Raw genomic sequence first — 25,659 nt, forward strand, 5'->3', positions numbered from 1 at the left:
TATAAAAACCCCCTCTTCACTTTGAAGAGGGGGACATAATCGATCCTCCTCTTATTATGCAAAACATTCGTTTTGCAGGTATTAGCACCGTTTCAAACATTTCGTTTGAAGGTTGCCGGGTTTCACAGGGCCTTTCCCTCCACCGCTCTCAATAAGAGTTTGTCTTTATTATTTTATTTATGTAGCTAAAAGGAAATGCGTTCCCCTTTTAACAATGTTTGTTAATTTTTTTATAAATTTAGCACGCACAAATATAAAAGTCAATGACACTTGCGGAAAAATAAAAATTATTTAAAATAAAGTTGCAATTCAATTATCTTTTGTTGTAAAGTTAAAAACATAATAAAATTTCATACGAACATTCTTATCTAGAGAGGTAGAGGGACTGGCCCTATGACGCCTCAGCAACCATTAACATTTGTTAATAAGGTGCTAATTCCAGCAAATTGTGAAAGATTTGACAGATGAGAAGAAGACTCTATTCAAACCGAAAGCCTTCTTCTTAGAAGGCTTTTTTATTTTATATTCAACTAATGGTTCAATTTAAAAAGGAGGAATTTTCACATGTCAACTATCGAAACAAAATTAGCGCAAATCGGAAACCGGAGTGAAACTACAACAGGAACTGTTAATCCACCTGTTTATTTTTCAACTGCTTATCGTCACGAAGGAATTGGTAAATCTACTGGATTTGATTATTCACGAACTGGAAATCCAACGCGCGGCCTATTAGAACAGGCAATCGCAGACTTAGAATGCGGTGAACAAGGTTATGCCTGTAGTTCAGGGATGGCAGCCGTTCTTCTTGTCCTTTCCCTATTCCGCTCTGGAGACGAACTTATTGTTTCCGAAGATTTATACGGTGGCACTTATCGATTATTTTCTGAGCACGAAAAAAAGTGGAACGTTCGATGTAGATACGTAAATACACAATCTATTAAACAAATTGAGCAAGCCATCACAACGAAAACGAAGGCTATTTTCATAGAAACTCCAACTAATCCATTAATGCAAGTTACCGATATTGCCGCTGTTGCAACTGTAGCGAAAAGACACGGACTACTTCTTATTGTAGACAACACATTCTACACACCTTATATACAGCAGCCATTAACAGAAGGTGCCGATATCGTACTTCATAGTGCAACGAAATATTTAGGTGGTCATAACGATGTACTAAGCGGACTTGTCGTTGCAAAAGGAAAGGAACTTTGTGAGGAAATCGCTCATTATCATAATGCCTCTGGTGCAGTCTTAAGTCCATTTGACTCATGGCTATTAATTCGTGGTATGAAAACGTTAGCGCTTCGCATGAGACAACATGAAGAAAATGCAAAAGCAGTTGTTGCTTATTTAAATGATGAGGATGGGGTGACAGATGTATTTTATCCTGGAAGAGGCGGCATGATCTCGTTTCGTCTGAAAGATGAAACATGGATTAATCCATTCTTACAATCTTTATCCTTAATTACATTTGCCGAAAGTCTCGGTGGTGTTGAAAGTTTAATGACATATCCAGCAACACAAACACACGCTGATATTCCTGAAGAAATTAGAACAGCAAACGGTGTATGTAATCGTCTTCTTCGATTTTCCGTTGGTATTGAAAATAGTAACGATTTAATTCAAGACTTAAAGCAAGCCATTAAACTTGTAAAAGAAGGTGTAAGAATATGAGTTATTCTATAGATACACTCTTACTGCACAACCAATATAAACATGACTCGCAAACAGGAGCTGTTAACGTTCCCATCTATAACACATCAACATTTCACCAATTTGATGTAGATACGTTCGGGAAATATGACTATAGCAGGTCAGGCAATCCAACTCGTGAAGCTCTTGAAGACATCATTGCTTTATTAGAAGGCGGAACAAAAGGATTTGCCTTCGCATCAGGAATTGCAGCGATTTCTACTGCATTCCTCCTCCTTTCACAAGGTGATCACGTACTCATTTCAGAAGACGTATACGGAGGAACTTATCGAATGATAACTGAAGTTCTCTCCCGTTACGGTGTTTCACATACATTTGTTGATATGACCAATTTAGAAGAAATAAAGCAAAACATTAAGCCAAATACAAAACTCTTTTATGTAGAAACACCTTCCAATCCACTTTTAAAAGTGACAGATATTCGTGCTGTTTCTAAACTTGCAAAATCTATTGGCGCCCTTACTTTTGTTGATAATACATTTTTGACACCACTATTCCAGAAACCACTTGACCTTGGCGCTGATGTTGTTCTTCATAGTGCCACAAAATTCATTGCCGGTCATAGTGATGTTACTGCCGGATTAGCAGTTGTAAAAGATACCGATCTCGCTCAAAAACTTGGCTTTTTACAAAATTCATTCGGTGCTATTCTAGGCCCGCAAGATTGTTCTCTCGTACTTCGTGGTCTAAAAACATTGCATGTACGTCTTGAGCATTCAGCTGCTAATGCCAATAAAATTGCACACTATTTACAAGAGCACGCTAAAGTTCAAAATGTCTATTATCCAGGATTACAAACACATCTTGGATTTAACATTCAACAATCTCAAGCTACATCAGCAGGAGCTGTCCTATCTTTCACTTTACAATCAGAAGACGCACTTCGCCAATTTTTATCAAAAGTAAAATTACCTGTCTTTGCGGTTAGTTTAGGGGCTGTCGAATCGATCCTTTCCTACCCAGCTAAAATGTCACATGCAGCACTATCTCAAGAAGCTCGTGATGAAAGAGGGATTTCAAATTCATTACTTCGCCTATCCGTCGGTCTTGAAAATGTTGACGATTTAATATCCGATTTTGAAAATGCCCTTTCTTATGTAGAAGAACCTGTAAATGCATAGAGAGCAGAGAAGATATGAAATTAAGTTATCATATCTTCTTTTTTACGCTGATAAGTATATTTGTCAACCCTTCGTATAATTCATAAAAAAATGACAGATCACTATCTATTTCCAAGTAATGAATTAATTGATATATTAAGAAGTAAAAAAGGGGCAAAAATAATGGATACATGTGCAGATGTTTTAATCGTTATCGATTTACAAAATGGAGTATGTTATAGTGAGGAGCATTTATTTAATTTACAAAATTTACTTACAAAAGTAAATAAAAGAATTTCTTCATACAGAAAATCAAATAAACCAATTCTTTTCGTTCAACATTGTGATGATGATTTAGTACCTGAAAAAGAACTTTGGGCTATTCATTCAGATTTAGATGTTCAAAAACAAGATTTTTTTGTAAGAAAAACACATGCCAATTCTTTTTATAACACAAACTTGAAAGAAATTTTAGATCAATTATCTGTACATCGTATTGAATTTTGTGGTGCCCAAACAGAGTACTGTATGGATACCACGATTAAATTTGCCCATGGACTAGGGTACGAAAACTTCATGTTCCAGAAAGCAACCTCTACGTTAAATAATCCATTTATGTCCGCAAAAGAGACAATTGATTTTTATGAAAATATATGGAACCACAGATTTTTAAAATTGATGAAAGATGAAATCTAGAATACATAACTAACGTCTTGGTAATTCTAAGATGTATCAGCTATATTCAAACATTTCATTTTCACCATAAAGAAGCTGACTACATTCGGCTTCTTTTCTTTTAACCTGTTTTATATTCTATATATAACATTATAATTCCTTTGTCATATTATTTTAAAAATTTCGTATATTCATTTGAAAGAATAAGAAAATCATGATAAAATTGTGTTACAAATATATCTATATCTTTCAATTTTTAAAACGCATCGAAATTTTCACCCAAAAATGTCATTTTACAAAACCGTGCTAAATTATCTACTTTATTTACATCAGGGTCTCTTTTCTTACAATTTCTTTACTTTAGGAATGTTTTTCTGCAACAACTGTTTTCTTTTCTTTAATTTTTTGGTATGTATAGTATGGTATAACAGCTCACACGGAGGTGGAAAAGAACATGTTAGAAACCTTTCAAAAAGAAATAGAACTATATGAAAGCAATGCAGAATTATTGAAAGTACTTGCTCATCCTGTTCGCTTATGTATTGTAAAAGGATTAATTGAACGCGGTCCAAGCAACGTTTCTACAATGTACACTGGCTTAAACATGCCACAATCTACAATTTCACAGCATTTAGCAAAGTTAAAAAGTGCTAAAATCGTTTCAAGTGAAAGAAAAGGATTGGAAATTTATTACAAAGTAGAAAACGAGACAATTATTCAACTCGTTCGCGTATTATTGGGTTAGGGACTCATAGACAGAGAAAAAGGACGTATTCTATATTTTTCATCTCATATCTTTAATATAAATATATATCATGAGAGGAAATATATGATGCTACATAAGTCGTATTAAAAAACAAGACACAGAACTATGCTGTGTCTTGTTTTTTATATTTTCAAATACCGATCCAAGTGTAACTGTTGCATATGTTTCGTATGTATAACAACATCACATGCACTCCCTAATCCTCCACTCAAAATCATAGAATGAACTGCACGATTTTGTTTTTGAATTTCAGAAAAAGGATCCCGATCTTGATGATTCGTAAGCAGCTCTAGTATTCCTGCTGCTAACAAAAACTCAGATTGTTTCTTATGCCATACCATATTCATACCTTGCAGGCTAAACATTTCTTTCAGTTCGTCCCAATGAATATGAGTAGTAAGATCCATTTCACCTGGATACGCTAAAGGATTACGAATTAACTTATGCTCGTAATACCCTCGTAAACTACCTTCTTGATGTGCAGGATGCATCCATTCTTCTTTTGTATATCCATAATCAACTGTAATACATACACCTCGTTGAAACCATTTCGCAATTTCTTTTATATATTCTTCCATCGCAATTGGCACTTCAAAACGCTGGCCTTCAGCGAGATGAATATTATATTTCAATAAGTATCGACCAATTCTTTTATGTAACGGCCTACATACTTCTGCAAGTTTCCCTTCCTCTGTGTACGTAACACGTACTTCATACAATATTCCATTTCTCTTCTCAATTACTTCAACAGGAAATGCATCAAATAACTCATTCGAAAAAAGAATCCCCTCGAACGATTCTCCCATTTCACTATGCGACGTATAATATGACACATTAGAAAACGAACAAAGAGTCTTTTGCTGCAATTTTCTATGAAAAGGGCTCATTTCAATTATCGAATAGTTTAAATCAATAAAGGTTTCCGGTGATAATTGCTTCCATTCTTGTAAAACATCATAGGCAAACCTTCCTGTCCCCCCACCAATCTCACAAATATGTGGAGCAACTTCACCATTTTCAACAAGACGAATAAAAAACTTAGCAAAAGTTTTTGCAAACACAGAGGATACGTTGCTACTTGTAAAAAAATCCCCTTGTCTTCCTATTTTTTCACGTTCTTTCATATAATATCCATGTTCCTCTGCATATAATGCGAGGTTCATATATGTACTGTATGAAATTGAATAATCCTTTTCTTTTTCCATCCATTCTTTTAAAATGAGCTCCATCCCCATACTAGCTCCTTACTGTAAAAATGGATTATTTTCTTTTTCAAAACCAATGCTTGTTTCTGGACCATGTCCACATAACACCGCTGTTTCATCAGGTAATACAAATAATTTCTCTTCAATACTTCCAATCAACTCTGCAAAACTTCCACCAGGTAAATCTGTTCTTCCAATACTCATTTGGAATAATACATCTCCAGAAAATACAGCATTCGCCTCTTTACAGTAATAAGAAATACTGCCTGGAGAATGTCCTGGTGTCTCAAAAATTTCAAAGTTAAATGAACCAATTGCTAATGCACCTTCTGCATCAATAATATGATCTGCTGGTTTTGCTGTAATGCTGCGATTCATCATAAAGATTTGAGAACCATTTACAGTTGCATCGCCTAACCAATCTGCTTCTTCTTTATGTACGTACACAGGAATATGAAAAGCGTCTCTTACCGCATCAACAGCACCAATATGATCAAAGTGAGCATGTGTTAATAAAACAGCCAGTGGCTTTAATTGTTCTTCTTGTAAATATGTAACGAGCTTCTCTCCTTCGTGACCAGGATCAAAGATAATACACTCATTTTGCTCATTCGTTAAAATATAAGCATTTGTTTGTAATGGGCCTAACGGCATTTGTATCCATTTCATATGAAAATCTCCTCCAATTATTAAACTTACTTTCAATGATACAACATTTTTTTCTCTTAGGAAAAGAAAGGATGCTATCTCGACAATCATTTTTAAAACATGTACAATATAAAAGAGTAAATATTCCAAAAACTCATATTAAGGAATGGGTAGACAGAGGAGGATATTGTATGGGCCTTGTTATTATTTTTACGCTTGTCACTCTGTTAGCTGTATTTGCTACGCTTAGAACACTTCGCGAAAAGAATTTTCTCGCGGGCGGCTTTGCAATTGCAACTGTACTCGTTTTCGGATGGTTTACAATCATGACTGTTCTATATAACGGGTACCCACCAGCAGCTTAATTCATTTACATGCTCGTCTTCATCAAGATTTCGCACAAAAAGAGGAAGGGTTTCCCCTTCCTCTTTTCATACTTCACAACTTATATCATCTTCGCTTCGTATTTGTGCTTTTTTACAAGCCAAGCTCCTCCGATAACACCTGCATCATTACCAAGTGTTGCAATAGCTAACTTCGTGCTCTTTACAGCACGTGAGAAAGCATATTGCTCAAAATAGCGTTGAATTGGTTCTAAAAGTGCATCTCCAGCTTTAGAAACGCCTCCGCCAATAACGATTTTCTCTGGGTTCAACGTGCTAGAAAGGTTCGCTACAGCTAATCCTAAATAAGAAGCTACCTTTTCTACTACTTCGCCTGCTAGTTCATCACCTTGTCCATGTGCTTCAAATACGTCTTTTGATGTGATACGTCCTTCTTCTGCTAACATAGAACGTAGAATACTTTCTTTATCAGTCTCTTGTATTTTTTGCATAGCAACACGCACAATACCTGTTGCAGATGCTACAGTTTCTAGGCAACCAGACTTCCCGCAATTACATGGGAAAGCGTTCTCTGTAACGACTGTAATGTGTCCGATTTCACCAGCAGCACCGCTTACGCCGTGTACAATCTCTCCATTGGCAATTACACCGCCGCCAACACCAGTGCCAAGCGTCATACAAATTAAATCTTTTGCTCCTTCACCAGCACCTTTCCACATTTCACCAAGCGCTGCTAAGTTCGCATCATTATCAATAACAACAGGTAATCCTGTTTCTACTTCTAATAAATCTTTTAACGGATAGTTCTTCCATCCTAAGTTAACCGCTTCATAAATCATCCCAGACGCCACGTGTACAGGGCCAGGAGCTCCCATACCAATACCGATTAACTTACTTTTTAATTCGCCTAACTCTTCTAACTTTTTATCAATAGCTTTCGCTACATCAAGTGTAATATGTTTTCCTTGCTCATTTGTATTCGTAGGGATTTCCCACTTATGTAAAATTTCACCGTATACATTAATAAATGCTAATTTGATCGTTGTACCACCAAGGTCAACACCAACTAACCATTTCTCTTCCATGTTACTTACCTACCTTTATCTAATTCTTATTTAGCTCTTTTTGAATTTCTTGCTTCAATAAAAATAAAGCTGTTTGATAGTCTTGTGAATCGATTAGCTGTGATTGATTTAATTCACGCAATTCATCTTGCATTAATTGTAAATCTGCAATTCGATCTCCCGTATAAATAATCGTACCAAATTTCTTTAGCAATTGCTGAATATCATATATAGATAACATTTCATCACCCTCTATGCTCACTTACTATAAAAAATTATAATAAGAAAACGTTCACATATTTTATTATAATCAAGAAGAAAAAGTCTCGTCAATTTTTATTTGTCTATACAAGCCCATTTTTAACCATTGTTCCTTTTTCTGTAATAATTTTTTCTACATTTTTATCAAACGGCTCTATTGGAATATGGTCTACCATTTGAAAACTATAAGCTAATGATAGCGTTTTCCCTTTATAATGCATGAGATAACGATCATAATAGCCACCACCATATCCAATCCGTTCTCCTCGCTCTGTATAAGCTACACCTGGTACAATTTGAAGGTCAATTTCATCTGCATTCACTTCTTCCGTAAGCGCTGGAATTGGCTCACGTAAATTCATATACACTGTTTCCAATTGATCAAAATTACTAATTTGCCTAAAGGACATTGTTCTTGTTTCTTTATTACACTTCGGAACAACAACTTTCTTTCCTTCTTCCCAAGCTTTTTCGATAATAGGATATGTATTCACTTCATTTTCCATTGAAAGAGTGATTCCAATTGTTTTAGCTTCAGCCCACTCTTTTTGTGCATACAACGAAAATGCAATTTGCTCTGATAAAGTTGTATACCGTTCTTTTGATAAAGAATTCATGTGCTCTATTATTTGTTTACGTAAACGTAGTTTCTCTTCTCTCACACATTTCCCCCCTCACAGTGATACTTTGCTCTACGATGATAGTGTATCACTTTTAAGAGAGGAATCGAATAAAAAAAGAAACAGTAGGAAAATATTCCTACTGCTTACTTTGTTTCACGGTGTAACGTAGACTTCTTGTCACGCTTGCAATACTTTTTAAGCTCGATACGCTCAGCGTTGTTACGTTTGTTTTTCTTTGAGATATAGTTACGATCTCCGCATTCTGTACATGCTAGAGTAATATTCACACGCATTCTTATTTCCCTCCAGTACTAATAACTTAAATCAGACTATACTATAATACCACTTTTAAAATAAAAATTCTACACCTTTTGATATTGTCTAATTTTTTCTATAAGATTTTTCATGTTTTCCCTTGCTATTACTGGGTTTCTAGCATGTGAATACACTAAAAATTTCGGTTGTTTTGTGTCAGAAACGATATAAGACCACTCTTTTTCGGTATATTTGAACTGTACTCCTTCAAATATGCCTTCTTCCTTCCTTTCGATATCAGCCAATAATTTCCTCATCACCTTCCCTTTTTCATTCCACGAACATACAACTTCATCACAAAGTAAATAAAGCGGCGGGGATTGCTCTACTATGCTGAGAAAGGTTTTTCCCTGCAATGCTATTAACTCGAATAATTTTCCAATTCGATATAAAATATCTCGCTTCCATCTCGCTTGAAACGATTTTTTTTCATCCTGCGTATAAAATAGAAGATAACATTCTCCTAATTTCAAAGACATTGGGTAAATATTTCCTGCCGATTCCAGTAATAAATCTGGAATATCAATCTCTTCAAAATCCGTCCCTTGGTAAATATTACTATGATTATCATATAACTCGAAATAATTTCCTTGCTCTGAAAACATAAGCGCCATATTTGCTTTACTTGATTTCATCAAAGCTTTCACATGATCCTTTTGTTCGCCCGCATAAATCCACGTAACTGTGCATCCGAGCCTTTGCAAAAAGAGCATAAGCAGATGTTGTAACATATCATTTCTCTTATTAATAAGAAGATGGAACTTCTGTTTTTTTATTTTCTCAATATCAATACGCTCTAATACAGCCTCTATATAATTATGTAAAGAAACGTGTACTAGCTTATTCCGCCCCATTTCCTTCTCACATACGTAATAAAACGACTCAGACATATACACTTGTTCTATCGCTTTTTGCTGCTTATACGTTAACTGTGCCCCATCCTTACCATACAACTTTATAACAATCTCTTTTTCTTTTTCCGCTTGAATGAAAACCCCGCCCGCACATTGCAAATCTTGAATGCTGTACTGAAAAAGTGATTCGTTCATTTCTTTGCATTCCATCGTATGAATCCCAATACCATGAATTGCATGAAGAAAAAGATTTTTATAAGAAGTCGTTTCTATATGTTCTTGACTCCCGATTAATATACTTTCCCCTTTTGTAAAAAGAGATCCGTACGCCATTGCAACCTTTACAATAAATTGAGGGGTGATTTCAACGTTCCCTCTTCCTACAATGCGGCTTTTTTGCAACCATCCTGCACTCTTCTCACTTTCTTGAACACCAGCCGATCCTACTACCGAATGACTATCAATCGCCTTATATGGCCATAGTTTTCCCTTTTGCTTAATTACCGTACTTTTCCCTATATGACAATGGTCCGCTACAATGCTTTTTTGAAACAATGTAACATCATCTTCCACCATTGTATGTTCTCCTATTGTCGTTTCTAGTAACTCACAATATTTCCCAATGTGCGCATTTGCAAAAATAATACTTTTTTGAAGATGAGAATAACTCGAAACAATACTATTTTTCCCGATAATAGAGTACGGCTCAATTACAGCCCCGGCACCAATTTTTGCTCCCTCTCCAATAAAAGAAGGGCCGTGAATTTTCGTTCCTTTTCCAATCGTTACCCCTTCTCCCATCCATACCATCGGTAATACTTCCGTATATGGGATAGGTACTTGCAATTTTTTCGTTAACAAATCAAATTGTGCTTGTCGATATTGATCAAATGTACCGATATCTAACCAGTAACCTTCTGACAAATATGCAAATAATGCGTTCTTATTTGCCAATAACGGAAACACATCTTGACTAAAATCAAAAAATTCTCGGGGCGGTATGTAAGAAAAAATTTCTGGCTCCATAATATATATACCTGTATTCACAATATTAGAGACTACTTCATTCCAACTCGGTTTTTCTATGTATCGTGTAACCTCTTGTTCTTTGTTCATTACAACTAAACCAAATGAGAGTGGATTTTCTACTTCCTTTACAAACATAGTTACCATTCTTTTCTTTTGTTCATGAAACGTAATTCCTTCTGATAATTGAAAATCAGTTAACGCATCCCCACTTATGACAACAAACGGTTCATCCAAAAATTTTTCCGCTTGTTTAATACTCCCTGCAGTTCCAAGCGGTGGAGAGTCTTCAAAGTAGTACAAGTTAACGCCCCATTTGCTACCGTCACCAAAATATTGCTTAATAGCCGCACTCATATACTGAACAGTAATGGCAATCTCACGTATACCATGCTGACGCAATAATTCAATGTTGTATTCTAAAACTGGCTTTTCTAATAATGGCAACATCGGCTTTGGAGTATTACATGTTAATGGTCTAAGGCGTCGTCCTTTTCCTCCAGCTAAAATAACCCCCTTCATATACTTCAGCCTCCACTTATATAATGTTCAGTAACTTCATATACGATATGTATATTATCTACCCAGCATTAACTAGCAGTATAAAATAAAGTGAAACTTTAATCAGTGGGGGTTTTCTTCCTCCCCTACTGATTATTAGCCTTGACCAATCGGGCCGGCAGGCAGTAAAGTTCCCCTTATATACATTCATCTTTCAACAACTGAAGAAAGCGCTTACTATTAATTTTTAAAATATTACTTAATAAGCGAATAACATATACGCCCTATTTTTTCCATTATATTATGATACATCTTATCATCATAAACTAAAGGAAACAACGAGCTTTTTTTGTCATGTTTTGACTAAAAAAAGCAGGTGATGTTTCACCTGCTTTTTTCTTTATTCATTTAATAAGTAATGCTTTCCCTTTACTAAATAAAAAACATTTTCAGCAATATTTGTAATATGGTCTGCTACACGTTCGATATATCTCGCTACAAAGGATAATTGTGTAATTTGTGTAATTGCTTCTGGTTGTTCTGGAACTGAAGATATAAATTCACGAATCGCTTTCCCATATATTTCATCAACAGAATCATCCATTTCGGCAATTTGTTTCGCAAAAGTTAAATTTTCTTGCTCATATGCATCTAGCGCTAACTGTAACATCTTATTTGCAATCGCAAACATCTCATCAAGATTGTGCAAACTAACAGACACGTCTTTTTCCCCGAGACGAATGGTTGATTTCGCAATATTAACAGCATGATCTGCAATCCGTTCTAAATCTGTCGCTGTTTTAATTGAAATGAAAATCCTTCTTAAATCACTCGCTACAGGTTGCTGCTTCGTAATGAGCATAAGCGCAAGATCATTTATTTCCTCTTCTAAATTATCCATACGATAATCACCATCTATTACCTCTAACGCTTTCTCTACATCCTTTTTATGAAGCCCTTCCATAGCAAGCAATAAAGCTTCTCTCGCTAGTTCACCAAGCTCAATCACCTTTTGCTGTAACGTTTTTAAATCACATTGAAATTGTTCTCGTACCATTGTTTCTTCCCCCTCAATATTATGTACCACTATATATAACTCTCCTACCTAGCCTACTTATAATAAACCTTAAGATAGGAGGAGTATTACTTCTCCTATCTTAAATAAGGTAAAAATAAGAAATACCCTCTGTTAAGAGGGTATTTGCTCTTAGCCTTGCTAGCGACATCAACCGAATCGGCCTGTAATATAATCTTCTGTACGCTTATCTGAAGGTGTCGTAAATAATTTATTTGTATCTGTATACTCTACAACTTCTCCACTTAAGAAGAAAGCAGTTTTATCTGAAATACGCGCAGCTTGTTGCATGTTATGCGTTACGATAACGATACTAAAATCTTTCTTTAACTCTTGAATTAATTCTTCTACTTTTAATGTTGAAATTGGATCTAGTGCTGATGTTGGCTCATCCATTAAAATAACGTCTGGTTCAATCGCTAAACAACGTGCAATACATAGACGCTGTTGCTGTCCACCAGATAAACCGTATGCATTATCATGCAAACGATCTTTTAACTCATCCCAAATCGCTGCTCCACGTAAACTTTTTTCAACAATTTCATCTAACGTTTTCTTGTCGCTAATCCCATGAATTTTCGGGCCATATGCTACATTTTCATAAATAGATTTTGGAAATGGATTTGGTTTTTGGAACACCATTCCTACATGTGTTCGTAATTCTTCAACTGGATATGATTTATCAAATATATTGCGCTCTCTATATTCAATTACGCCTGTAGTTCGCACGATTGGTACTAACTCTACCATACGATTTAATGTTTTTAAGTACGTTGATTTACCACAACCACTTGGCCCGATAATTGCTGTAACTTCATTCTCATGAATACTTAAGTTGATATCTTTTAAAGCATGGTCTTCTCCATACCATAAATTTAAGTTTTTCGTATCAAATACTACTTTCTTTGGCGCAGTCTCGATTTTCTCCTCGTTTTTCACCTGTACATTTACTACTGTTGCTACCATTTGAATTCCCCTTTCATCCATTTCCAACTTATTTTCGATTTCGTAACCATAGGACAACTATATTGATCAAGAGCAACAAACCTAACAAAACAATCATCCCAGCAGCTGCTACATACTGAAATTCTTCCTGTGGTCTACTCATCCAATTAAAAATTTGAATTGGTAAAACTGTAAATCTATCAAACATACTAAACGGAACATAATTTGCAAATGCAAGTGCCCCGATAACTAATAACGGTGCCGCTTCTCCAATCGCTCTTGATATCGCTAACGTACAACCTGTTATAATTCCTGGGAACGCATATGGCAATACAACTTGATACATCGTTTGCCACTTCGTAGCACCTAACCCGTAAGAAGCTTCTAATAATGACCTCGGTACAGATCGTATCGCTTCTTGACTCGCTACAACAACTGTCGGTAAGACGAGTAAGCTCATCGTCAGTGCCGCTGCAATAATACTCTCACCTAAGTGAAGAGCGTATACAAAAATGGTTAAGCCGAGTAATCCAAATACGACGGAAGGTACTCCCGCTAACGTTTGATTATTAATTTCTATTACCTTTTTAAATATAGATTCCTTCGCATATTGCTCTAAATAAAGAGCAGTTCCGACCCCAAATATAAAGGAGAGTGGTATAACAATACTCATAAATAATATTGTTCCTGACAAAGCTGCAACAATCCCAGCTTCTTTCGGATTACGCGAAGCGAAGTTTGTAAAGAAATCTAACGAAAGGTAACTGACACCTTTTTCAAAAATTTGAAAAAGCAAAATAAGCAGGATTACTATCGAAAACAAAATTGCCATATAAAATAACAATTTGTAAATTCGATCTTTTAAAAAACGTGATGCCATATTTTCTTGTATTTTTTTATGATTCAACATGCGCATATTATGTCACCCTCCTAAAGCGGCGCATAATAAACTGCGAAATGATGTTCATTATAAAAGTAAACAAGAATAACATTGCGCCTACAGCGTACATGCTGTAATAAGTAATTGTTCCATGCGGAGCATCACCTAAACTCACTTGCACAATATAAGCTGTTAACGTTTGAATAGAGTGTGTCGGATCGAGAGATACGTTCGGTGTGGACCCTGCTGCAATTACAACGATCATCGTTTCACCGATTGCTCTTGAAGCAGCTAATATAATCGCTGCCATAATCCCTGCGAAAGCTGAAGGAAACACGACTTGTTTTACCATTTCAAACCGAGTTGCTCCAAGTGCTAACGAAGCTTCTTTCGTCCCTTTCGCTACAGCTCTCATTGCATCTTCAGACAGAGATGCAATTGTCGGTATCATCATAAAGCCAATAACAATACCTGGACTAATCGCATTAAAAAACTGTAAATCTGGTATAATCCGCTGTAAAAGCGGTGTGACAACTGTTAATGCAAAAAAACCATATACAATCGTCGGGATACCTGCTAATAGTTCTAACATCGGTTTTAATACTTTTCTTACACTGTTTGAAGCATATTCACTTAAAAATACGGCACACGCTAAACCGATAGGAATTGCTACGAACATAGCAATTGTTGTTACAAGGAACGTTCCACATATAAGTGGTAATATACCGAATTTAGGATCTTCAAAAAAAGGTAACCATTCTTTCTCTGTCAAAAAGGAGAGCAATGGTATTTTTTGAAAAAACATCATTGTTTCATTTGCCAGCGTAAAAATAATTCCAAGTGTCGTCACAATAGACACACTAGCAATTATTTTTAGTAATAATGGAACGATTTGATTGATTCGCTGCGTTTTTTTTCTTTGTTTTGTATTTCTCTCAATCAAATGTTGTACAGAAAATGTAATTTGACTTTTGTCATTATGAGCCAAAGATGAAAACCCCTTTCCACCCTGACATTACCTTTTTATTTCTGTTAACATCCGCAGCTGTTCATTGTATTTTTCTTTTGGTAATTTTACATATCCTACCTCTTCAGCAAGATTACCAACATGCTGAATCATAAACTCAACATAATTCGCTACATTCATTTTATTTCGGATAGATGCATCATTTACATAAGCAAATAGCGACCTAGATAATGGCTTATATTTACCTGATTGAATCGTATCTTTCGTCGGAAGTACACCATCCACTTTTATTGCTCTCACCTTATCTCGATTGGCCATATAATAAGCATATCCTACAAAAGCAATGGCATTTTTATCATTCATTACCCCTTGCATAATAACTTGATCATCTTCAGACAAAGAGACTTTTTTTACAATGCGATTATTTTGTAAGATGACGTTTTGAAAATAATCATACGTACCAGAGTCTACACCTGGCGCATAAAACTTCACCTGTTCACGTGGCCATGAAGAATGAATTTGTGACCATCGCTTTTCGTTTCCATCTTCACTCCATAATAGACGTAACTCGTCTACCGTCATATTGTCTACCCAAGTATTTTCGCGATTCACAACGATCGTAAGACCGTCGTAAGCAACTTCAAATGGTGTAAACTGAATGGAGTTTCTCTTCATTTCATTTTCTTCCACTTGTTTCATTACTCTCGAAGCATTATTTATATCGACTTCTCCTTTACTGAAACGATTAAATCCTCCTCCTGTTCCAGAAACACTGATGGAAATTTTCACGCTTGGATGCACCTTTGTATATTCCTCCGCTACCGCTTCTATAATAGGAAAAACCGTTGAGGATCCATCAACTCTCACTTCTCCCATTTCATTCGCAGCAAATGCAGTAGACGTGCCAACATAAAAGAAACATGTTGACAGTATGAAAACTTTAATTGATGCACTTATCCATTTCACGTGTTCTTCCTCCTAGAAGTAACCGGAAATAACAGGATTACAGATATAAGAATACTGCTAAACTATTAATTCGGTTTTAATTGTTTGTAAAAGTTTTGTAAAGTTCCACAAGAATCAACATTAGGTAAATTATTAATCCGTAGCCACTGTTCATCTTCACTGAGGATTGGTCCATAACTTCCATAGTGAATGCATACGTATTATTTGCAAGGTCCCTTAAAATTCCGATATGATCTGCTTGTCCACTTTATTAAAACGTATGCATGAATCAAAAAAAAAAGCACACTATCTTTTCAGATAGTGTGCTTTTTTTACAACTTTTTTATTCATCATCTTGCTTTTTATTTTTCTTATCTATTTCCTCTTGTGTAGCTTCGCCATTTTCTACCTTTTTCAAATCAAAGTACGCGTCCATAATGTCACGACTAATATAACCGTTAATACCTGATTTATCATCTACCCAAGGTACAACAACAGAAAATGCTACTTCAGGGTCTTCAAGTGGCGCATAACCTACTAATGTTAAGTTATATGTTTCTTTACGCTCACCGTTTGCTTTTCTACCAATCTCTTTATCTCCGCCATACACAGTTTGAGCTGTACCTGTTTTACCAGCAGCTTTATATGATGCGCCTGTAAAGTATTTCGCAGCTGTACCACCAGACTCATTAAATACTTGTCTAAATCCTTCCTGAACACGTTTAATTTGTGATTCAGGCATATCAATACGGTTTAGTACTTTTGGTTCCATTGAATGAACGACTTTTCCAACTTCGCCTTGTTTCGCTTCCGGTTGACGAATTTCCTTTACAACTTGCGGCTGCATACGGTAACCACCATTTGCAATTGTTGAAACATACTGTGCTAATTGAAGTGGTGTGTACGTGTCATACTGCCCAATTGATAAATCTAATAAGAAACCTGGCTGATTTCCTCTACCTGTTTGACCCGCAGATTCATTTGGTAAATCGATACCTGTTTTTACACCAAGTCCAAATTGTCCGAAATAATAACGCATCGTATCAAATGCTTTTTGTGGTATATCTAACGTACCACCTCTTACATATGGAACACCTGCGATATTCATCGCTGTTTTAAACATATATACGTTAGAAGACATTTTTAATGCTGTTAAATCATTAATGTATCCCATCGTCTTCCAAGAAGATTTTTGTGGCGTTCCCTTTAATCTGATTGGTTCATCAAGTTGAACTGAACCTGGTTGAATGGCACCTGTCTGATACCCAGTAAGTACTGTCGCACCTTTTACAGTTGATCCCATCGGATAAGAACTTGTCATCGTTCCTAATGCGAAATCTTGCACTTTCGTTTCGCCATTTTCTTCTACTAACTGTTTCCCTGCCATAGATAAAACTTCACCATTTTTTGGATTCATCATTACAACGAATGCACGATCTAAAAGAGGTTGTCCCCCTTTATATCTCAATAAATTTTTCGTGATAATTTCTTCTACACGCTTTTGTAATTCCATATCAATTGTTAAATTCAGATTGTTACCACTTTGCCCTTTTGATACATTAATCGTTTCTAAAATATTACCGTTTTTATCCGTAATATTTCTCACTTCCGCTTTATTACCGTGCAAACTATCTTCATATTGCTGCTCAAGATAACTTTTCCCTACGCGGTCATTTCGATTATAATCACGAACAAGATAGTAATCTAGTCTTTCTCTCGGTAAACCTTCATCAGACGTTGACACGCCGCCAAGTACACTTCGGAATAAATCATCATAAATATACTTTCGATCCCAATCAACATTCGTATCTACACCCGGTAATGCTGCTAGATTTTCACTAATAATCGCATATTCTTGTTCTGTAGCATCCTTTTTAATGACTTGTGGTGTCATCGCATATCCGCCGTCCATTTTGCTTTTAATCGCTAGCACTTCTAAATCTTTTGCGGATAATTGATTCACTTCTTCTTCTGTCACGCGATTTCGTTGACGCTCATCTAATTCTTTATCGTCAATTTTTTTATCTTTAAACTCTTGACGATCTTTTTTCGTAATTTTTTCTTGCGCTTCTTCTTTATGAATAGCAAGCCAATAATCTTTTTTATCGCGATCTGTTAATTTATCTGTCGGTACTTCAATCAAATCTGCTAATTTTTTCGCTGTTTCTAAGCGAGCCTCTGCAGTTGATCCTTTCATTTTTGTAAATGTAATCGTACGTACAGCTGCATTATCTACTACAGCTCGCCCATAACGGTCAAATATTTTCCCACGTGGTACAGGATTACTTATCGTCGAGTTTTCTTTCCTCTCCACTTCATTCTTATATTCCTCACCGCGAACAATTTGTACATAACCAAGCCTTACAATAACCGCGGAGAACATTAAAAACACGCAGAAAAACAGCACGTTTAACCGAAAAGGAACGTGAGTCTTTTTCTTTTGTTGTTTCTGCTTCTTGCCCATACAAACCCCCTCTACCAACAGCTATGTAATTTGAAAGGGACACCTTCATACAGGTGTCCTCACTGCTGTCTTACATCTTTTTCTATTCTAGCATAAAACAAACGATAAGTTAACCTTCTGGTTCTGTTTGATTCTGCGTGGTTCCTTGTGCTACGACACTTGTGTTCCCTGCATTTCCTTCATCATATTTGACATTTTTAACTGCAAAATAAATAAGAAAATGTCCAGCACCTAAAATACATAGTAAGACAGGTAAACTCTTTTCAGGCGGAAAGAATAATACAGCACATAAAAAACTTAAAACTGAACAAATTCTCCCGGCATTTAACCATAATTCTCGGACAACAACATACTCTACACGCCACTCTCTCGCATTTTTCGCTCTACCAATTACATCATATGTCATCGATCCATATGGAACGAGTAAAATAGGGTATGCAATCGCAATGCATGCTGCATAAATAAGTAATTTTGTGTATGTAACATTGAATATAACTAAAAATACAACAGCATATAAAATAATGCCTCCAAGTAAAATTGCTTTTTTTCGCCACTCTTTCTTTAACATACGGGCAACTAAATAGTAACATACAAATGATACAGCAGAATTTACTAAGCTATATTTCCCTAATGCAAGCTCACTATCGGTTGCTAAGTACACATATACTGAAATAACAAAAATGAATGTCCCCTCTCTCAATCCTTGGAAAAAATGAGCACGTGTAATTCTCCCCCAATTTTTATCAATCCGTCGCTCTTTCAAAACTTGTGTAACCTCATAACGACCTTCACATTCTCTCTTAGATACAAAAAAGCTTAAAACGACAGCAATTGCAAATAACAATAACGAGAGAAAGAATATGACCGTATAACCACTCCACTTCTCCATACGTGAAATTGTGTATCCAGCTGCTATCGGTCCAATCATGCCAGAGAAGGATGTAAGAAGCCCAAGAAACCCGTTAAAGAAATCTCTTGTTTCTGGTTCTGTAATCTCAAATGTTAATAAGTTAAACGCGAGCCAGTAAAAACCATATCCGACTCCTAAAAGAGCCCCCATTAATAAAATATAGTGAGAAGCGCTTTTCCCCGCTACTAAAACAACGATAAAAAAAATCGCTAACGTGCCTACGCCTATTCGTAACAAGATCGAGCGATCAATACGCTTCGCTAATTTCCCACCTATAAGAAATGTGAGGGGCTGCAATACAACGCTGGCCAAATTATACAAGCCGAGATTCACATAATTTTGTGTTTGTTTCCATAAATAAATGTTAACAAACGTATTCGATAAAGAAATTGCGAGCGTGTATAAACCTCCAATAAGGAGTAATAACACTAAATCCCGATTCACTTCAACGTCACCAATTATATGTTTCCACTTCATACACAACTCTCCTTTACTTCATGTTCTAGTCTTCCAAAGACAAGCTCAATTATGTAAAAGGAAAGCATAGAAAAAAGCTAGGAGCATTCTCCTAGCTTTTTCTATCGTTATTACAATTATTTTGCTTCTTGGTAACGTTTTTCAGCAGCGTTCCAATCTACAACGTTCCAGAATGCACCGATGTAGTCTGGACGACGGTTTTGATAATTTAAGTAGTAAGCATGTTCCCAAACATCTAAACCGATAACTGGAGTTTTACCTTCAGTTAGAGGAGAATCTTGGTTTGGCGTGCTTGTTACTTCTAACTCACCATTATTTACTACTAACCAAGCCCAACCAGAACCGAAGCGAGTTGCGCCAGCTTTTGCGAATTCTTCTTTGAATGCATCGAAGCTACCGAATTTCGCTTCAATTGCAGTTGCAAGTTCGCCTACTGGTTGTCCGCCGCCGTTTGGAGATAAGATTGTCCAGAAGAATGTGTGGTTAGCATGTCCGCCACCATTGTTACGTACTGCTGTACGGATTGCTTCTGGTACTTCGTTTAAGTTTGCAACTAATTCTTCTACGCTTTTGTCAGCTAATTCTGCATGACCTTCTAAAGCAGCGTTTAAGTTTGTGATGTACGTGTTATGGTGTTTTGTATGATGGATGTTCATTGTTTCTTTGTCAAAGTGAGGCTCTAAAGCATCATACGCATAAGGTAAATTTGGTAATTCGTGTTTTGCCATTGTTATATTCCTCCCAGTTTATGTATTGCCACTTAAGTGACATACAACTACATTCTACCCTAATTGCCATAGGGTGCAAACAAATAAATCACATTGTCTTGCTATCATTAAAGTAGCAAAATTCCCACTTCTTTTCAATTAAAATGCTCATATATTTCATAAAAAAAGCTCCCTTCTACAAGGAAGCTTCCTACTGACATAATAAACATGTGAAATGGATATGGACCCTGTAGGACTCGAACCTACGACCGGACGGTTATGAGCCGTCTGCTCTAACCAGCTGAGCTAAGGGTCCACAATTATGTATGTAATAATACATCAAATAAAGGAATTCCTATCGGATATATCCTTTAAGAAATGTAAGATAAATTTACCATATAGAAAAGAAAAGTGTCAATTGTATTTTTCTCATTTAAAAGAAGAAAATTAATAAAAAGAAATTTAGTTATCTCTACTATATGTAAATATAATATATCTTGAGATTCCCTAGATTCCTACGTTACAATGATTTTATACATACATAAAGGAAGTGAATCTATGTCCATATTTACCCAATTAGTCAAAAGCGTATATTCGCCTAAAGATATGGCGCTATTCCGTTTTCAAAAAATCGGAAAAACCATTTTGTATATTATGCTACTTTGTCTAATCACTACTATTCCAAGAACATTCTTTTACGGTAGCTTTATCCAAGATAGTGTTACTATGGTAAATCAAGCAATTGAAAAAGATTTACCTGATTTTAAAATCGAAAATGGTGAACTAAAAGCTGATATTGAACAACCTATTCAAAAAGAAGAGGGAGATGCTCTTTTCGTATTTGATCCAAATACAACAGATATCGAAAAGTATCAAAATAAAACTGGTTTATTTATTTTAAAAGATAAAGTAGTTTCTATAGGAAATGGCCAGACGCAAACATACTCCTACAATGATTTATTAGGGACATCTCTTGAGAAAAAAGATTTGCAAGATTTCATTTCTGTATTCGATAGTATTTATCCAATTTTACTAGCTGTTATCGGAGTGTTAGTATATCTATTCCAATTGTTCATTACTTTCTTAGGAATTACTTTACTTGCGTTTATCGGTTCTGCTATGAGTGGTCAACGTAAATTATCTTATAAGCAAGTATGGACGTTAACTGCCTACAGCTACACAATTCCAACCATCTTCTTTATGATTATGGATTTATTCAAAATCGTTGTACCTGGCTCAACATTCATTTATATCGCAGTTGTTTTAATTGTTCTATACTTAACAATTAAAGAAGTTCCAAAACCGAACGAAAAAAATGCCTAAATAGGCATTTTTTTTTTGGACAAGCATATATTCCTAGCAAAGGAGTGAAGAATATGAAGAGATTAGGTATATTCTTATTCGTGCTTGTTCTTGGTTATATATTTTATTACGATATAAAAATCGGCACTTTACCGATGTTAAGTTCATATAAAAAGACAAATGCGACCGAAACGATAAAACAAGAAAGTACAAATGCAAAACAAAAGAAAGAAAACAAAGCGGAAAAAGAAACAGATGTCACTTATAAAACAATTGAAGTCAAAACAGGTGATACGGTTCTTTCCATTACAGAAGCGATTAATAAGAAGAAAATTCCTTCTATCGAAAAAGTAATTGATGATTTTAAACAATTAAATAAAAATACACCTGCTACAAAAATACAACTTGGAAAGTCTTATAAATTCCCGTTATATCAATAAGCAATCACTTAATCCTTGTCAATTACATAAAGGCGCTGATACAATAGTAAAAGTGAAACCGAGCACTTCGGTTTCTATAGCCCTGTATCACGTATACTATCATTGATATAAGGGACTAAATAAGAAACTTCTTTTATAAGGAGAGCGATCTATTCGTGAATGAAATGACTCATCGTACAAAAACACGTCCAGTTAAAGTCGGTAATTTAACAATTGGCGGTAATAATGAATTAATTATACAAAGTATGACAACAACAAAAACACATGATGTTGAAGCAACAGTTGCTGAAATTAAACGTTTAGAAGAAGCTGGCTGCCAAGTCGTGCGTGTTGCTGTTCCAGACGAACGCGCAGCAAATGCTATTGCTGATATTAAAAAACAAATCAACATTCCACTTGTTGCTGATATTCATTTTGATTATCGCCTTGCTTTAAAAGCAATTGAAGGCGGCATTGATAAAGTACGTATCAATCCAGGTAACATTGGTCGTCGCCATAAAGTAGAAGCTGTTGTAAATGCAGCAAAAGAACGCGGCATTCCAATCCGTATCGGTGTAAACGCAGGTTCATTAGAGCGTCACATTTTAGAAAAGTACGGATACCCAACTGCAGATGGTATGGTTGAGAGCGCCCTGCATCACATTAAAATTTTAGAGGACTTAGATTTCCATGATATTATCGTATCTATGAAAGCCTCTGATGTTAACTTGGCAATTGAAGCATACGAAAAAGCTGCACGTGCTTTTGATTATCCACTACATTTAGGTATCACAGAATCTGGAACGTTATTTGCCGGAACTGTAAAAAGTGCCGCTGGTCTTGGAGCAATCTTAAGCAAAGGCATCGGAAATACACTACGTATTTCATTAAGTGCTGACCCAGTTGAAGAAGTAAAAGTTGCGCGTGAACTATTAAAGTCATTCGGCCTTGCATCTAATGCAGCAACACTTATTTCTTGTCCAACTTGCGGTCGTATTGAAATTGATTTAATTAGCATCGCTAACGAAGTGGAAGAGTACATTTCTACACTACAAGTACCAATTAAGGTTGCAGTACTTGGCTGCGCTGTAAATGGTCCTGGTGAAGCTCGTGAAGCTGATATCGGTATTGCCGGCGCGCGCGGAGAAGGACTATTATTCCGCAAAGGGCAAGTCGTTCGTAAAGTACCAGAAGAAATAATGGTAGAAGAACTGAAAAAAGAAATCGACGTAATTGCTGCTGAAATGGCTGCTGAACGAGAAAAAGAAAAAGAAACACAAGAACAATAAAAAGAAGGTTGCCCACAACATTTGTGAGCAACCTTCTTTTCTACGTAAAAAAGCTCGTCAGTTATAGAACTAACGAGCTTTTACTTTGCACATTTTGGACAACGTCCGTATATTTCAAACTTATGACCTGTTACTTCATAACCATTAAAATCTTTATTCATAAAATCCATCGGGCAAGAAGTAATCTCTTTCGTCCCTCCGCAATCTAAACAAATAAAATGATGATGATGTTCCATAATAGAACATGTAAAACGAAAATGTTTTTCACCGTTTAATTCCGTTTGTTCTAAAACACCGATTTCAGCAAACACCGTTAAGTTACGATAAATCGTGTCAAAGCTAAGACCTGGATAATCATCCTTCATATGCTCTAAAACGTCCTTCGCCGTTAAATAACGATTGTGAGCTGCAAATAACCTGAGCATTTCTTCCCTTTTCCCAGTATGTTTGTATCCTTTATCTTTCATTAGGCGTAAAGCTTCTGTTAGATTCATATCTATCCCTACTTTATGCAGTTTTTTTCTTCTTCCATAAAATCGCACCAATTAAAATAAGAACTGCTATCATAACAATTGTACCACCTGGTGCTAAATCAAGTTGATACGAAGCAAACATTCCACCAATTACTGCAATTTCACCAAATAAAATGGAGAAGAAAATTGTTTGTTTAAATCCATTCGCAATACGAATACTTGCTGCAACTGGTAACGTCATTAATGATGATACGAGAAGAACCCCCACTACACGCATTGATACCGCAATGACAAGCGCAACCAATATAATGAAAATAAAGTGAATCCACTTTGCACTCAAACCGGTTGATACAGCGTATTCTTCATCAAACGATAGTAAAAATAACTCTTTGTATAATAAAGTAATCGTTACAATAACAACAATTGCTACAATGCCGATAATTATTAAATCCGTACTTGTTACAGCACTTACACTACCAAATAAATAACTAAATAAATCTGTGTTAAACCCATTTGCAAGTGAAATAAAAATAACGCCAATCCCCATTCCTGCTGAAAGAATAATTGGAATTGCTAATTCTTGATAATGTTTATATACAGTACGTAGTTTTTCAATAAGTAACGCCCCACCAATAGAAAAAATCATCCCCATATATAACGGATTTAAAAATCCCCCTGTGAAAATTGTTTTTTCTAGTAGTAAACTTGCAGCAATACCCGATAATGTCACGTGGCTTAATGCATCCGCAATAAGCGACATGCGGCGAATGACAACAAATACACCTATAAGCGGTGCAACAAGTCCTATTAAAATTCCTGCATATAAAGAGTTACGTAAAAAGTCATATTGTAAAAAATCTTGTATCATTATATCCTCCCGTGATGCTCATGCTCGTGTTCTAAACGATGAACATGGTGTCCATATAAGACGGACATTTCTGCATCTTCTAACTCTCGGAACTTTTCTACATTTCCATGGAAATGTAAATGTTTGTTTAAGCATGCAACATGTGTTACTTTCTCGGTAACAGCTCCCATATCATGCGTAACGAGAATTAATGTGATTCCTAGCCTTTTGTTTAAATCCTCTAATATCTCATAAAAACTTTCTACATTCTTCACATCAATTCCAACAGTGGGCTCGTCCAAAATAAGTAATTCAGGATCACTAACGAGCGCACGAGCAATAAATACGCGCTGTTGTTGTCCACCAGAAAGTTCTCCAATATTACGCCCTTGAAACTCACTCATTCCTACATCAGCAATCGCTTTTTCTACCTTTTTCTTATCGTTTTTCGTAAAAAAGCGAAACAGCCCTTTTTTCGAAACGAGTCCCATTGACACAACTTCAAACACAGTTGCCGGAAAACCAGAATTAAAGCTATTTGCCTTTTGCGACACATAACCAACTTTGTTCCATTCTTTAAACTTCTTACTATCAACACCAAACAAACGAATGCTTCCCTGTTTTGGCTTTAAAACGCCTAATAAACATTTTAGCAAAGTGGATTTCCCTGAACCATTTGGCCCAACTAAACCTAAAAAAGCTCCCTTCGGAACTTGCAAATTTATATCTTCTAACACATTTCGATCTTCATATCGAAATGACAATCCTTCTATTTCTAATATATTGTTCATAGCATCTCACCTATTTTAATTCAGAATGATTCCGATTTATATCTATTTGAATTATAGTACAGCTTATTAT

26 protein-coding genes, 1 tRNA gene and 2 riboswitches are annotated in these 25,659 nt (G+C 35.8%); of the genes, 8 read left to right on the forward strand and 19 right to left on the reverse strand.

Annotated elements, in window-relative coordinates:
- Positions 1-48: 48 nt before the first annotated feature.
- Positions 49-158, reverse strand: a riboswitch (SAM riboswitch).
- A 203-nt stretch (positions 159-361) separates the two neighbouring features.
- Positions 362-471: riboswitch (SAM riboswitch) on the forward strand.
- A gap of 93 nt (positions 472-564) precedes the next feature.
- The 4 genes from metI (at position 565) to BGI23_RS20555 (ending at position 4,236) form a co-directional block, all read left to right on the forward strand.
- Positions 565-1,677 carry a cystathionine gamma-synthase/O-acetylhomoserine thiolyase gene (gene metI / locus BGI23_RS20540; RefSeq protein ID WP_000103875.1) on the forward strand — a complete coding sequence of 371 codons (1,113 nt, stop codon included), beginning with the start codon at positions 565-567 and terminating at the stop codon, positions 1,675-1,677.
- On the forward strand, positions 1,674-2,837 hold the full coding sequence (metC, locus tag BGI23_RS20545; RefSeq protein WP_000122291.1) for a cystathionine beta-lyase: 1,164 nt from the start codon (positions 1,674-1,676) through the stop codon (positions 2,835-2,837). Before metI ends, metC begins: the two co-directional genes overlap by 4 nt.
- Positions 2,838-2,999: 162 nt before the next feature.
- The gene (locus tag BGI23_RS20550; RefSeq protein ID WP_016718484.1) at positions 3,000-3,512 is read left to right on the forward strand and encodes a cysteine hydrolase family protein; all 513 of its coding nucleotides are present in this window, start codon (positions 3,000-3,002) and stop codon (positions 3,510-3,512) included.
- Positions 3,513-3,945: 433 nt separating this feature from the next.
- On the forward strand, positions 3,946-4,236 hold the full coding sequence (locus BGI23_RS20555) for an ArsR/SmtB family transcription factor (RefSeq protein ID WP_000894375.1): 291 nt from the start codon (positions 3,946-3,948) through the stop codon (positions 4,234-4,236).
- Positions 4,237-4,379: 143 nt separating this feature from the next.
- On the opposite strand, the gene BGI23_RS20560 is transcribed toward BGI23_RS20555, so the two are convergent.
- Together BGI23_RS20560 and BGI23_RS20565 are read right to left on the reverse strand one after the other, a co-directional pair.
- Positions 4,380-5,492: a class I SAM-dependent methyltransferase gene (locus BGI23_RS20560; RefSeq protein WP_000525121.1), complete on the reverse strand. Its 1,113-nt coding sequence runs from the start codon at positions 5,490-5,492 to the stop codon at positions 4,380-4,382.
- 9 nt (positions 5,493-5,501) lie between these two features.
- A complete protein-coding gene (locus BGI23_RS20565; protein ID WP_000871248.1) occupies positions 5,502-6,131 on the reverse strand; it encodes an MBL fold metallo-hydrolase in 630 nt (209 codons plus the stop codon).
- Between the two features lie 170 nt (positions 6,132-6,301).
- Between BGI23_RS20565 and BGI23_RS20570 the strand changes: the two genes are divergently transcribed.
- Complete coding sequence (locus BGI23_RS20570) at positions 6,302-6,475, forward strand: DUF2759 domain-containing protein (RefSeq protein WP_000524853.1); 174 nt, start codon at positions 6,302-6,304, stop codon at positions 6,473-6,475.
- Positions 6,476-6,555: 80 nt separating this feature from the next.
- On the opposite strand, the gene glcK is transcribed toward BGI23_RS20570, so the two are convergent.
- From glcK to BGI23_RS20640, 14 genes are all read right to left on the reverse strand, one after another.
- Entirely contained in the window at positions 6,556-7,539 is a 984-nt protein-coding gene (glcK, locus tag BGI23_RS20575) for a glucokinase (RefSeq protein ID WP_000391706.1), read from the reverse strand.
- A gap of 19 nt (positions 7,540-7,558) precedes the next feature.
- Entirely contained in the window at positions 7,559-7,759 is a 201-nt protein-coding gene (locus BGI23_RS20580) for a YqgQ family protein (protein WP_000949156.1), read from the reverse strand.
- Between the two features lie 103 nt (positions 7,760-7,862).
- Positions 7,863-8,441, reverse strand: a complete 579-nt coding sequence (locus BGI23_RS20585) for a 5-formyltetrahydrofolate cyclo-ligase (protein ID WP_046197825.1) — start codon at positions 8,439-8,441, stop codon at positions 7,863-7,865.
- Between the two features lie 104 nt (positions 8,442-8,545).
- A complete protein-coding gene (rpmG, locus tag BGI23_RS20590; protein WP_001265616.1) occupies positions 8,546-8,695 on the reverse strand; it encodes a 50S ribosomal protein L33 in 150 nt (49 codons plus the stop codon).
- Positions 8,696-8,764: 69 nt separating this feature from the next.
- Complete coding sequence (locus tag BGI23_RS20595) at positions 8,765-11,119, reverse strand: sugar phosphate nucleotidyltransferase (protein ID WP_044793786.1); 2,355 nt, start codon at positions 11,117-11,119, stop codon at positions 8,765-8,767.
- 379 nt (positions 11,120-11,498) lie between these two features.
- Positions 11,499-12,155, reverse strand: a complete 657-nt coding sequence (gene phoU / locus BGI23_RS20600; protein ID WP_000251231.1) for a phosphate signaling complex protein PhoU — start codon at positions 12,153-12,155, stop codon at positions 11,499-11,501.
- 168 nt (positions 12,156-12,323) lie between these two features.
- Positions 12,324-13,139 (reverse strand): phosphate ABC transporter ATP-binding protein, encoded by an 816-nt coding sequence (gene pstB / locus BGI23_RS20605; protein WP_000226683.1) that lies wholly within the window; start codon positions 13,137-13,139, stop codon positions 12,324-12,326.
- A 28-nt stretch (positions 13,140-13,167) separates the two neighbouring features.
- On the reverse strand, positions 13,168-14,034 hold the full coding sequence (pstA, locus tag BGI23_RS20610; protein ID WP_001242546.1) for a phosphate ABC transporter permease PstA: 867 nt from the start codon (positions 14,032-14,034) through the stop codon (positions 13,168-13,170).
- Position 14,035: 1 nt separating this feature from the next.
- Positions 14,036-14,986, reverse strand: a complete 951-nt coding sequence (pstC, locus tag BGI23_RS20615) for a phosphate ABC transporter permease subunit PstC (protein ID WP_000940902.1) — start codon at positions 14,984-14,986, stop codon at positions 14,036-14,038.
- A 27-nt stretch (positions 14,987-15,013) separates the two neighbouring features.
- Positions 15,014-15,931, reverse strand: a complete 918-nt coding sequence (phoX, locus tag BGI23_RS20620) for a phosphate ABC transporter substrate-binding protein PhoX (protein ID WP_000871254.1) — start codon at positions 15,929-15,931, stop codon at positions 15,014-15,016.
- A 322-nt stretch (positions 15,932-16,253) separates the two neighbouring features.
- The gene (locus BGI23_RS20625; RefSeq protein ID WP_000516825.1) at positions 16,254-18,374 is read right to left on the reverse strand and encodes a peptidoglycan D,D-transpeptidase FtsI family protein; all 2,121 of its coding nucleotides are present in this window, start codon (positions 18,372-18,374) and stop codon (positions 16,254-16,256) included.
- 109 nt (positions 18,375-18,483) lie between these two features.
- Complete coding sequence (locus tag BGI23_RS20630; protein ID WP_000871368.1) at positions 18,484-19,761, reverse strand: MFS transporter; 1,278 nt, start codon at positions 19,759-19,761, stop codon at positions 18,484-18,486.
- Between the two features lie 116 nt (positions 19,762-19,877).
- Positions 19,878-20,489 carry a superoxide dismutase [Mn] gene (gene sodA / locus BGI23_RS20635; RefSeq protein WP_001052031.1) on the reverse strand — a complete coding sequence of 204 codons (612 nt, stop codon included), beginning with the start codon at positions 20,487-20,489 and terminating at the stop codon, positions 19,878-19,880.
- Positions 20,490-20,710: 221 nt separating this feature from the next.
- Positions 20,711-20,784: transfer RNA gene (locus BGI23_RS20640), tRNA-Ile, on the reverse strand.
- A gap of 242 nt (positions 20,785-21,026) precedes the next feature.
- Here BGI23_RS20640 and BGI23_RS20645 point away from each other — a divergent pair.
- The 3 genes from BGI23_RS20645 to ispG all read left to right on the forward strand — a co-directional run bounded on the left by BGI23_RS20645 (position 21,027) and on the right by ispG (position 23,478).
- A complete protein-coding gene (locus tag BGI23_RS20645) occupies positions 21,027-21,791 on the forward strand; it encodes a DUF1189 domain-containing protein (RefSeq protein ID WP_000021910.1) in 765 nt (254 codons plus the stop codon).
- Positions 21,792-21,844: 53 nt separating this feature from the next.
- Positions 21,845-22,210 carry a hypothetical protein gene (locus BGI23_RS20650; protein ID WP_070806839.1) on the forward strand — a complete coding sequence of 122 codons (366 nt, stop codon included), beginning with the start codon at positions 21,845-21,847 and terminating at the stop codon, positions 22,208-22,210.
- 164 nt (positions 22,211-22,374) lie between these two features.
- A complete protein-coding gene (ispG, locus tag BGI23_RS20655; protein WP_011040674.1) occupies positions 22,375-23,478 on the forward strand; it encodes a flavodoxin-dependent (E)-4-hydroxy-3-methylbut-2-enyl-diphosphate synthase in 1,104 nt (367 codons plus the stop codon).
- Positions 23,479-23,558: 80 nt separating this feature from the next.
- Here the strand turns inward: ispG and BGI23_RS20660 are convergent, their stop codons facing one another.
- Genes BGI23_RS20660 through BGI23_RS20670 form a run of 3 tightly spaced genes read right to left on the reverse strand, consistent with a single transcriptional unit; the run spans position 23,559 to position 25,589 of the window.
- A complete protein-coding gene (locus BGI23_RS20660) occupies positions 23,559-23,972 on the reverse strand; it encodes a Fur family transcriptional regulator (RefSeq protein WP_001054512.1) in 414 nt (137 codons plus the stop codon).
- A 13-nt stretch (positions 23,973-23,985) separates the two neighbouring features.
- Positions 23,986-24,819 carry a metal ABC transporter permease gene (locus BGI23_RS20665; RefSeq protein WP_000613823.1) on the reverse strand — a complete coding sequence of 278 codons (834 nt, stop codon included), beginning with the start codon at positions 24,817-24,819 and terminating at the stop codon, positions 23,986-23,988.
- Entirely contained in the window at positions 24,819-25,589 is a 771-nt protein-coding gene (locus BGI23_RS20670) for a metal ABC transporter ATP-binding protein (protein WP_001059652.1), read from the reverse strand. Before BGI23_RS20670 ends, BGI23_RS20665 begins: the two co-directional genes overlap by 1 nt.
- Positions 25,590-25,659: the final 70 nt, after the last annotated feature.

Source organism: Bacillus sp. ABP14, from assembly GCF_001831375.1.
Lineage (GTDB): Bacteria > Bacillota > Bacilli > Bacillales > Bacillaceae_G > Bacillus_A > Bacillus_A paranthracis.

What these genes read in the sequence shown, in the direction of transcription:
- pstB (WP_000226683.1), bottom strand. Translation starts at nt 13,139, where the DNA reads ATGGTAGCAACAGTAGTAAATGTACAGGTGAAAAACGAGGAGAAAATC.
- rpmG (WP_001265616.1), bottom strand. Translation starts at nt 8,695, where the DNA reads ATGCGTGTGAATATTACTCTAGCATGTACAGAATGCGGAGATCGTAAC.
- BGI23_RS20670 (WP_001059652.1), bottom strand. Translation starts at nt 25,589, where the DNA reads ATGAACAATATATTAGAAATAGAAGGATTGTCATTTCGATATGAAGAT.
- BGI23_RS20550 (WP_016718484.1), top strand. Translation starts at nt 3,000, where the DNA reads ATGGATACATGTGCAGATGTTTTAATCGTTATCGATTTACAAAATGGA.
- BGI23_RS20555 (WP_000894375.1), top strand. Translation starts at nt 3,946, where the DNA reads ATGTTAGAAACCTTTCAAAAAGAAATAGAACTATATGAAAGCAATGCA.
- ispG (WP_011040674.1), top strand. Translation starts at nt 22,375, where the DNA reads ATGACTCATCGTACAAAAACACGTCCAGTTAAAGTCGGTAATTTAACA.
- BGI23_RS20645 (WP_000021910.1), top strand. Translation starts at nt 21,027, where the DNA reads ATGTCCATATTTACCCAATTAGTCAAAAGCGTATATTCGCCTAAAGAT.
- BGI23_RS20665 (WP_000613823.1), bottom strand. Translation starts at nt 24,819, where the DNA reads ATGATACAAGATTTTTTACAATATGACTTTTTACGTAACTCTTTATAT.
- BGI23_RS20650 (WP_070806839.1), top strand. Translation starts at nt 21,845, where the DNA reads ATGAAGAGATTAGGTATATTCTTATTCGTGCTTGTTCTTGGTTATATA.
- BGI23_RS20625 (WP_000516825.1), bottom strand. Translation starts at nt 18,374, where the DNA reads ATGGGCAAGAAGCAGAAACAACAAAAGAAAAAGACTCACGTTCCTTTT.
- sodA (WP_001052031.1), bottom strand. Translation starts at nt 20,489, where the DNA reads ATGGCAAAACACGAATTACCAAATTTACCTTATGCGTATGATGCTTTA.
- metI (WP_000103875.1), top strand. Translation starts at nt 565, where the DNA reads ATGTCAACTATCGAAACAAAATTAGCGCAAATCGGAAACCGGAGTGAA.
- BGI23_RS20660 (WP_001054512.1), bottom strand. Translation starts at nt 23,972, where the DNA reads ATGAATCTAACAGAAGCTTTACGCCTAATGAAAGATAAAGGATACAAA.
- BGI23_RS20560 (WP_000525121.1), bottom strand. Translation starts at nt 5,492, where the DNA reads ATGGGGATGGAGCTCATTTTAAAAGAATGGATGGAAAAAGAAAAGGAT.
- metC (WP_000122291.1), top strand. Translation starts at nt 1,674, where the DNA reads ATGAGTTATTCTATAGATACACTCTTACTGCACAACCAATATAAACAT.
- glcK (WP_000391706.1), bottom strand. Translation starts at nt 7,539, where the DNA reads ATGGAAGAGAAATGGTTAGTTGGTGTTGACCTTGGTGGTACAACGATC.
- pstA (WP_001242546.1), bottom strand. Translation starts at nt 14,034, where the DNA reads ATGCGCATGTTGAATCATAAAAAAATACAAGAAAATATGGCATCACGT.
- BGI23_RS20630 (WP_000871368.1), bottom strand. Translation starts at nt 19,761, where the DNA reads ATGAAGTGGAAACATATAATTGGTGACGTTGAAGTGAATCGGGATTTA.
- BGI23_RS20565 (WP_000871248.1), bottom strand. Translation starts at nt 6,131, where the DNA reads ATGAAATGGATACAAATGCCGTTAGGCCCATTACAAACAAATGCTTAT.
- BGI23_RS20580 (WP_000949156.1), bottom strand. Translation starts at nt 7,759, where the DNA reads ATGTTATCTATATATGATATTCAGCAATTGCTAAAGAAATTTGGTACG.
- BGI23_RS20570 (WP_000524853.1), top strand. Translation starts at nt 6,302, where the DNA reads ATGGGCCTTGTTATTATTTTTACGCTTGTCACTCTGTTAGCTGTATTT.
- phoU (WP_000251231.1), bottom strand. Translation starts at nt 12,155, where the DNA reads ATGGTACGAGAACAATTTCAATGTGATTTAAAAACGTTACAGCAAAAG.
- BGI23_RS20595 (WP_044793786.1), bottom strand. Translation starts at nt 11,119, where the DNA reads ATGAAGGGGGTTATTTTAGCTGGAGGAAAAGGACGACGCCTTAGACCA.